General features: G+C 71.6%; 8 protein-coding genes. 3 read left to right on the top strand and 5 right to left on the bottom strand.

What is annotated here, in order from left to right; translation table 11 throughout:
- From ACLN58_RS14560 to ACLN58_RS14550, 3 genes are all read right to left on the bottom strand, one after another.
- Positions 1-1,246 (bottom strand): MFS transporter (locus ACLN58_RS14560; RefSeq protein WP_415855979.1); only part of this gene is annotated, 1,246 nt, incomplete at its 3' end.
- The gene (locus ACLN58_RS14555; RefSeq protein ID WP_415855978.1) at positions 1,233-1,901 is read right to left on the bottom strand and encodes an ArsR/SmtB family transcription factor; all 669 of its coding nucleotides are present in this window, start codon (positions 1,899-1,901) and stop codon (positions 1,233-1,235) included. The genes ACLN58_RS14560 and ACLN58_RS14555, both read right to left, overlap by 14 nt.
- Positions 1,902-2,000: 99 nt before the next feature.
- Positions 2,001-3,116, bottom strand: a complete 1,116-nt coding sequence (locus ACLN58_RS14550; RefSeq protein ID WP_415855977.1) for a glycerate kinase — start codon at positions 3,114-3,116, stop codon at positions 2,001-2,003.
- Positions 3,117-3,168: 52 nt separating this feature from the next.
- Here ACLN58_RS14550 and ACLN58_RS14545 point away from each other — a divergent pair, with 52 nt between their 5' ends.
- The gene (locus ACLN58_RS14545) at positions 3,169-3,759 is read left to right on the top strand and encodes a TMEM175 family protein (protein ID WP_415855976.1); all 591 of its coding nucleotides are present in this window, start codon (positions 3,169-3,171) and stop codon (positions 3,757-3,759) included.
- 120 nt (positions 3,760-3,879) lie between these two features.
- Here the strand turns inward: ACLN58_RS14545 and ACLN58_RS14540 are convergent, their stop codons facing one another.
- On the bottom strand, positions 3,880-5,535 hold the full coding sequence (locus ACLN58_RS14540; protein WP_415855975.1) for an alkaline phosphatase family protein: 1,656 nt from the start codon (positions 5,533-5,535) through the stop codon (positions 3,880-3,882).
- Between the two features lie 182 nt (positions 5,536-5,717).
- Positions 5,718-6,461, bottom strand: a complete 744-nt coding sequence (locus tag ACLN58_RS14535; protein WP_415855980.1) for a glycerophosphodiester phosphodiesterase — start codon at positions 6,459-6,461, stop codon at positions 5,718-5,720.
- Positions 6,462-6,517: 56 nt separating this feature from the next.
- Between ACLN58_RS14535 and ACLN58_RS14530 the strand changes: the two genes are divergently transcribed.
- Together ACLN58_RS14530 and ACLN58_RS14525 are read left to right on the top strand one after the other, a co-directional pair.
- A complete protein-coding gene (locus ACLN58_RS14530) occupies positions 6,518-7,003 on the top strand; it encodes an NUDIX domain-containing protein (protein WP_415855974.1) in 486 nt (161 codons plus the stop codon).
- A partial coding sequence (locus ACLN58_RS14525) for a PhzF family phenazine biosynthesis protein (RefSeq protein WP_415855973.1) occupies positions 7,000-7,837 on the top strand: 838 nt, incomplete at its 3' end. The genes ACLN58_RS14530 and ACLN58_RS14525, both read left to right, overlap by 4 nt.

Raw genomic sequence — 7,837 nt, 5'->3', positions numbered from 1 at the left:
ACAGGACCGGGATCAGCAGGAGCGAGAGGAACCCGCCGGCGAGCGAGAGCGTCTCGTAGCTCGAGGACGCCATGACGACGCCGGACATCGCTCCCCCGCCCGCGCCGGCCAGCGCGATGAGGACGTCGATGGTGCCCTGCGTGCGGGGGCGGTTCTCGGGCACGGTCGCGTCGATGACGAGCGCCGTTCCCGAGATCAGGCCGAAGTTCCAGCCCAGACCGAGCAGCACGAGCGCGACGATCAGCAGCCCGAGCGAATCGCCTGGCGCCACCGCCGCGACGGCCCCGGCCGCGAGCAGCGTCACCCCGGAGGCGATGGCCATGGGGACACGCCCGATCCTGTCCACGAGCGCGCCCGTGAGGAGGGACGGCAGGTACATCGCGCCGACGTGAAGGCCGATCACGAGGCCCACGGCGGCGAGACTCTGATGGTGCGCGCGCATGTGGATCGGCGTCATCGTCATGATCGCGACCATCGCGATCTGGGTCAGGATCATCACCGTCGCGCCCGCATAGGCACCCGCCGCGGGACGAGGGACGACGGCGGCGGGCGAGGTCCCGCCGTCGTCCGCGCGTTCCGCTTGGGTGATGGCGCGCGCGAGCAGGTAGGGGTCCGGGCTCAGGAGCGCGAAGAGGACCGCGCCCGCAGCGAGATAGGCGACCGCGGCGAGCAGGAACGGGCCGGCGAGCGGCGGGATGCCGAGGCTCGCCGCGAGGTCGCCGAGGGGCGTGATGAGGTTCGGGCCGGCCACGGCGCCGAGGGTCGTCGAGACCATGGCGATGCTCACCGCCGTGCCGCGGCGTGACGGAGCGGCGAGGTCCGTCCCGGCGTAGCGGGCCTGGAGGTTGGTCGCGGTGCCGGCGCCGTAGACGAAGAGCGAGACGAAGAGAAGCGGCACGAGACCGGTCACGGCCGCGATCACGACGCCCGCCGCGCCGAGGCCGCCCGCGGCGAACCCGATGCCGAGGCCCGTGCGGCGACCCCAGCGCTGGGTGAAGCGGCCCACGAGGAAGGCCGTGAGCGCCGAGCCGAGCGTGAAGAGTCCCGTCGGCAGGCCGGCCAGTCCGTCCGAACCGAGCATGGACTGCGCGAGGAGGCCGCCCACCGAGATGCCCGCGGCGAGCCCGGCGCCCCCGAGCACCTGACCGGCGACGACGACCGCGAGCGTGCGCTTCTGCACGCGTGCGAGCCCTTCGGCGTCGGGCACGGCGAGGCTTCGGGTGCGGATGCTCTCACGCGATGTCAAGGCGGATCTCCTTCGTTGCGCGCCATTCGACGACGCCTTCGTCCATGGCCTTCGCGTCCACTCCCCGCTCGCGCAGCCAAGCGACGGCCTCTCGGGCCAGGCGGCAGAACTCGCCGCGGCAGTAGACGACGATCTCGGCGCCGCCCGGAAGCTCCCCGTGCCGCTCGGGAAGCTCGTCGAGCGGGATCGAGACGGCGGACGGGAAGTGGCCCGCGTCGAACTCGACCTTGGGGCGGACATCGAGAACGGTCATGCCCGACGTCACAGCCGAGGGATCGATGAGCGGGACCGCCGTCTGGCCCTCGGCCTGGGACATGTAGGCGTCGAGGGCCTCGCGGAGCTCCGGGGACCGCAGCAGGCCCACGCGCTTCGCGGCGAGGTAGAGCTCGGCGACGTCGGGGCCGGAGAGGCGGTAGAAGATCATGGTCCGCTCGCGGCGGGCCTTCACGAGCCCGGCCTTCTTGAGCGTCTGGAGGCTGCCCGAGACGGTGGTCAGCTCCATTCCGGTCATCCGTGCGAGCGTCTCGACCGAGTGCTCGCCCTGGGCCAGGACCTCGATGAGCTCGAGCCGGCGCCCGTTTCCGACGGCCTTGACCACGTTGGCGAGGACGTCGTAGACGGACAGCTTGTCGGGCCCGTTATTCCGTGGATCCATGGAATAAGATATTAGGCCCGATCGAGGTGTCGGACAACCGAGAGGTGGCCAGTGGCCGGGTGGGAGGTGGCCAGTGGTCGGGTGGGAGGTGGCCAGTCGTCACGCGCCGGCCAGGAGCTCCGCGACGGCTCGTCGGAGGTATGCGGCGCCCTCCGCCATCGCCTCGGCGGGGCTCGGCGCGAGGTCCACGAGCGCGCCAGCCGCCTCGATTCCGTGCTCGGCGAGCTCCTCCGCGGTCGCGAGGATGCGACCGGCCGCCGCGACCACGGGGATTCCCCGCTCGCGCGCCCGGTCCGCGAGGGCGATCGGAGCCTTGCCCGTGAGCGACTGGCCGTCGAGGGAGCCCTCGCCCGTGATCACGAGGTCCGCGCAGTCGAGCTTCCCGTCGAGGCCCACGAGGTCGGCGACGAGCTCGAAGCCGCTCTCGAGCTCGGCACCCGTATACGCGAGGAACGCCGCCGGGAAGCCGCCTGCCGCGCCCGAGCCGGGGACGTCGACGTCGCGACCCGTCGACTCGGCGAGGACCCGCGCCCACGTGCTGAGGCCGGCGTCGAGGGCGGCGACCGTCTCGGGGTCCGCGCCCTTCTGGGGACCGAACACGTGCGCCGCGCCATCTGGACCATGGAGCGGGTTCCTGACGTCGACGGCGATGCGGAACCGCGCCCGGGCCAGGCGCGGATCGAGTTCGGAGGCGTCGATCGTGACGACGTCCGCGAGCGCCGCGCCGCCCAGGGGCACGACGTTGCCCGCGGCGTTGAGCGGCTTGAGGCCCAACGCCCGGAGGGCGCCCGAACCCCCGTCGGTCATCGCGGAGCCGCCGAGGCCGAGGACGATCTCGGTGGCCCCCGCGTCGAGCGCGGCGGCAATGAGCTGACCCGCGCCGTACGAGTGCGCGCGACCGGCGGCCTCCGGGGTCGGCCCGGAGTCGAGCAGCGCGAGGCCCGAGGACTGTGCAGTCTCGATGACTGCCGTCGTGCCCCTGATCGCCCACGACGCGCCGACCGGCCGCAGGATCGGCCCGACCACGGCGTTGTTCCGCTCCTCGAAGCCCGCAGCGACGGCCGCCTCGAGGGTGCCTTCGCCGCCGTCGGCGATCGGCACGCGGGTGACCTCGGCGTCCGGGTAGACGCTCAGGGCGCCTTCGGCCATCGCGTCGGCGGCCTGGGCCGCGGTGAGGGAGCCCTTGAACTTGTCCGGGGCAATGAGGATGCGCATTCCCTCATCCTGCCAGCCGCGCACGCGCGGCGCCGAGTGTTTCAATGTCACCGTGGAGACCAATCGCGTCGAGGCCTTCAGTGATGGCGTCCTGGCCATCGCCATCACCATCATGGTGCTCGAACTCAAGACCCCGAACACCCCGGACCTGCACGGCATGCTCGAGGTGCTGCCGACCCTGCTCACGTACGTGCTGAGCTTCGTATACATCGGGATCTACTGGACCAACCACCACCACCTCATGCACCTCAGCAACCGGGTGGACGGCGGGGCACTGTGGGCCAACCTGAATCTTCTGTTCTGGCTCTCGATCGTGCCGTTCACCACCCGATGGATGGACGAGAGCAGCCTCAGCACGCTGCCCGTGCTCCTGTACGGGATCAACCTCCTGCTCGCGGCGATCTCGTACACGATCCTCCAGACCCGGCTCATCCGGATCCAGGGCGCGGACAGCCCGCTCCGGCAGGCCATCCGGAACGACGCCAAGGGCAAGTGGTCCATGGCCGTCTACGTGGTGGGCTGCGCGGGCGCGTTCTTGTCCGTATGGGTGAGCGTGGCCGCGTATGTGGCCGTCGCGGCGCTCTGGATCGTGCCGGATCGGCGCATCGAGCGGGCCGTGGCGGGGCAGAGCGAGCCCGAGTGAGCTTTCGTGCCCATCTAGCGGCTCCGCCCCCGGCGCGCCATTGAGCGACGCGCCGGGGGCGGAGACGATTCAGGCCTCAAAGTGGGCACGAAGGGACGAGTCCCCGGACCCTGATCTGCCCTAGTTCTGCGGGAGAGCCTTCGTCCCCTCGATCTTGACCGCCTCGAGGGCGTTCACGTCGAGGCCCAGCGCGCGCAGGATCGTCGGGGCGATCTGCGTGGTCTCGACCTGGGCGGAGACCGTGGCCGCACCCGAGTCGGTGCCGCTCGAGACGACGATCGGCACGTGCCGGTCCTGAGCGTCGGCGCCGCCGTGCTCAGCGATCTTGCCCTTGCCTCCCGTGTAGACCACGCCGTGCTGGACGATGCCGAAGATGTCCGGGATCCGCTCGTCCGCGGCCGTGGTGTGGAAGTAGTCGGCCACCTGCGAGCCCGCGTACACCGTGTCGAGGCCCGAGTTCTGGACCGTGATCGCCGAGCCGCCGATGTTGTTGCCGGCGGCCGCGTGGGACGTCAGGTACTGCTTCGCGAAGTCGGCGGCCGCCTGCGTGTGCTCGTTGAGCCAGAGCTGCATGACGTCGTCGTCCGTCGCGAAGGCCACGAGGTCGCTCGGGTGGCCGGCCGTGCGCCAGGCCGCGTTGAGGCCGTCGATGATGGGGCCGTCGTCGACGCGCTTGAGGGACGAGGGGTCCATCGGGGACTGGCCGTGCTTGGCCGAGAGGATCACGGTGGTCTTCTTGGCATCCGGCGTCTTGGCGATCGCGGCGGTCATCTTGCCGACCTGGGCGTCGATGAAGTCGAGCGCCTTGGACAGCAGCGGGCCGGGCGTCACGCCGTCGGCGAGGTAGCCGCCGGCGAGGCCGTCCGACTTCGGGAGCTTCTGGGCCGTGGAGACGCTCTGGAAGTTCATGCCGAACATGGCGGGCTCGCCCGCATTCGTCGCGCCGGAGTGGTCCTTGCCCGCGATCTCGTTGAGCACGGCCTGAGCCTTGTAGCCGTCGTACTGCTGGGTCGCGGCGTTGTCCTTGGTCCAGTCGCCCTTGAACCCCGCGATCGACGCGTCGGAGTTGATCTCCGGTGCGAACAGGTCATCGATGCCGGTCCCGGAGGGGCCGCTCAGGATGTCGTAGGCTGCGTGCTTGTCCGACCACGCGGTCCGGAGGCCGGCCTGCTTCGCGACCTCGAAGACCGTGTTCACCTTGAGGTACTGGTTCGGGTACACGGGCTTGCACGTCGTCGGGTCGACGGGGAGCTGGCCTGGGTCGAGGAGCGAGCGGGGGGTGCCGGTCATCTGGAGGATGCTGTTCGGAAGGCCCGCGAGGCCCTGACCAGCGTCGAGGGCGTTCGGGTTGCGGTCCGCGCCCTCGGTATAGGCGACCTCGGCGCCGGGCGTCGCCGCCGCGCAGTTCGTCGTGCCGGCCGGCAGGAGGTTCCGGTTCCAGGTGTCGTCGTAGTACACGCCCGTGGTGCCGGGGTTGCCGCCCGTGACCTGGCCGACCATGCCCGGGAACGAGTCAGACGGGACCGGGGTCTGGGCGTTCGTGTAGTCCGTGCCGTGGCCCACGAGGGCGGCGAGCGCGGAGCTCGGGTGCGCGTTGACATACCAGTCGAGGTCCGACTGGTGCAGGCCGTCCACCGAGAGGAGGAGGACGTGCTTGCCTGAGTTGGCCTTCTGCGGGCCGTCGCCCGGCGCCGCGACGGCGGCGGTCGCGACGCCCGTCGCGGCGAGCGCCGCGCCGAACACCACGGCGACTGCGCGCTTCGTGCTGGTCTTCATGCTTCTCCGTTCCGGCGCGCTCGTGCGCGCCTCGTGCCTCCGGCCGCGCGGGGCGGCCAAGCGAGATCCTTTCAGCGCACGACGGCGGCACCCGGCCAAGACGGGAGTGTTCTACGAGATTTCGACTGGGCGTTGCCAACTTCACGGGCAATTACCGGACAACTCCGAGGAGTTTCCCCTTGTCAACCGCCGATTGGCCATGCGTGCCGCGCCACGAGGACGTCACGCAGGAGGTCGGCCCGGTCCGTGACGAGGCCGTCGACGCCGAGGTCCAGGAGCCGGTTCATATCCGCAGGCTCGTTCACGGTCCACACGTGGACCTGCTTGCCGAGGGCGTGCGCCCGGCCCACGAAGGCCCGCGTCACGATCCGCAGCGGGCCCTTGCGTTCCGGGACTTGGAGGCAGTCGACGTCGTGCAGCGCCCTCCCAAGCACCCCGGCCGGGAGGACGGGCCCGCCCAGGGCGAACAGTGCGATCGTCCCCGCGCCAGCCGACGACGCGGCCGGGCGCGAGAGCCGCGCGAGGACCGCCCTGCGCCGTCCGTCCGAGAAGGAGGCGACGAGGACGCGGTCGTGGAGGCCCAGACGCTCGATCGCGTCCGCGAACGGGGCCACGGCCTCGGTGGTCTTGACGTCGACGTTGAGCCGCGCGTCGGGCAGCGCCTCGGCGAGCTCGTCGAAGCGCAGCACGCGCTCCGCGCCGCCGGTCCGCGCCTCGGAGACCTCCCGCCACGTGAGGTCCGCGATCCGGCCGGTCCGGTCGGTGACGCGGTCGAGCGTGTCGTCGTGGAAAGCGACAAGGACGCCGTCCGAGGTCGCATGCACATCCGTCTCGAGATGTGTGAAGCCGAGGTCCCACGCCGCGCGGAAGGCCGTGAGCGTGTTCTCGAGGCCCGCGAGGGAGAAGCCGCGGTGGGCCAAGGCCATGGGGGCGCTGTGCAGGTAGCTCACGCCGTCACGGTACCCCGGGTACGCTCGAACCCATGGAGGATCTCAGCCCGGTGAGCCGGGAGTACTTCCGCACGCTTCCGCGCCGCCGGGTCGCCGCCGGACTCGTGATCCGCGACGGCGACGGTCGCGTGCTCGTCGTGAAGCCGAACTACAAGGACGGCTGGCTGCTCCCGGGCGGGACCGTGGACCCCGGGGAGGCACCGCGCACTGCCGCGCGCCGCGAGGGACGGGAGGAACTCGGCCTCGACATCGAACCGGGCGCGCTCCTCCTCGTGGCCCACTCCGCGTTCCCCGATCCCATCGGGGACGGGCTCTCCTTCCTGTACGACGGCGGCCAGCTCCCCGCGGGCGCGGAGGTCGTGCTCCAGGAGGAGGAGCTGACCGAATGGAAGTTCCTCGCGGTCGAGGACTTCGCATCGCATTTCGGCGCGCACGGCGCCCAGAACGTGCGCTCCGCGCTCACAGGCCTCGCGGAGGGCCGCACTGTCGAACTCGAGGACGGGATGGAGCTCGTATGAGCCGGCGATTCAGCCAGGTGGACGTCTTCACGTCCGAATTCCTGCGGGGCAATCCGGTCGCGGTCGTGCATGACGCCGAGGCCGTCGCGGACCGGGACATGACCGCGTTCGCGCGCTGGACCAACCTCTCCGAGACGACGTTCCTCCTGCCTCCCACGCGCCCCGACGCCGACTACCGCCTCCGCATCTTCACGCCGGGCGGCGAGATCCCGTTCGCCGGCCATCCGACGCTCGGCTCCGCCCGGGCATGGCTCGACGCTGGCGGCGTCCCGGCCACGGCGGGGCGACTCGTGCAGGAATGCGGGGTGGGTCTTGTCACCATCGCGGACGACGGCGGGCGGCTCGCCTTCGCGGCGCCCCCGCTGCGGCGTTCGGGGCCGGTTGACGCCTCGGATCTCGCCTCCGTCGTCGGCTCGCTGAGGCTCGGGGCAGACGACGTCGTCGACGCGGCTTGGGTGGACAACGGCCCCGGCTGGGTTGGGGTGCTCCTCCGGGACGCCGCCGACGTGCTCGCGCTCGAGCCGGACTTCGCGGCGATGGGCGCCTACCTCGTGGGCGTCGTCGGGCCTTACCCCGAGGGCTCGGACGCCCGCCTCGCGGGGGCCCACTTCGAGGTCCGCGGCTTCGCGCCAAGCCTCGACGTCCCCGAGGACCCGGTCACGGGCAGCCTCAACGCCGGGCTCGCCCAGTGGCTCATCGGGAGTGGGCGCGCGCCGTCGTCGTACATCGCCCAGCAGGGCACGGCACTGGGGCGGCGCGGGCTCATCCGCGTCGCCGCCGACGGCACGGACGTGTGGGTCGGCGGGGACACCGTCGTGGGGATCCGCGGCGCGG

This window comes from Sinomonas sp. G460-2 (genome assembly GCF_047759905.1).
Taxonomy (GTDB): Bacteria; Actinomycetota; Actinomycetes; order Actinomycetales; family Micrococcaceae; genus Sinomonas.
The sequence above is the reverse complement of the archived record's forward strand: the minus strand, read 5'-3'. Positions and strand labels throughout refer to the sequence as shown.

Excerpts from the sequence above, each read along its gene's own strand:
- ACLN58_RS14555 (WP_415855978.1), bottom strand. The coding sequence starts at position 1,901 with ATGGATCCACGGAATAACGGGCCCGACAAGCTGTCCGTCTACGACGTC.
- ACLN58_RS14550 (WP_415855977.1), bottom strand. The coding sequence starts at position 3,116 with ATGCGCATCCTCATTGCCCCGGACAAGTTCAAGGGCTCCCTCACCGCG.
- ACLN58_RS14540 (WP_415855975.1), bottom strand. The coding sequence starts at position 5,535 with ATGAAGACCAGCACGAAGCGCGCAGTCGCCGTGGTGTTCGGCGCGGCG.
- ACLN58_RS14535 (WP_415855980.1), bottom strand. The coding sequence starts at position 6,461 with ATGGCCTTGGCCCACCGCGGCTTCTCCCTCGCGGGCCTCGAGAACACG.
- ACLN58_RS14530 (WP_415855974.1), top strand. The coding sequence starts at position 6,518 with ATGGAGGATCTCAGCCCGGTGAGCCGGGAGTACTTCCGCACGCTTCCG.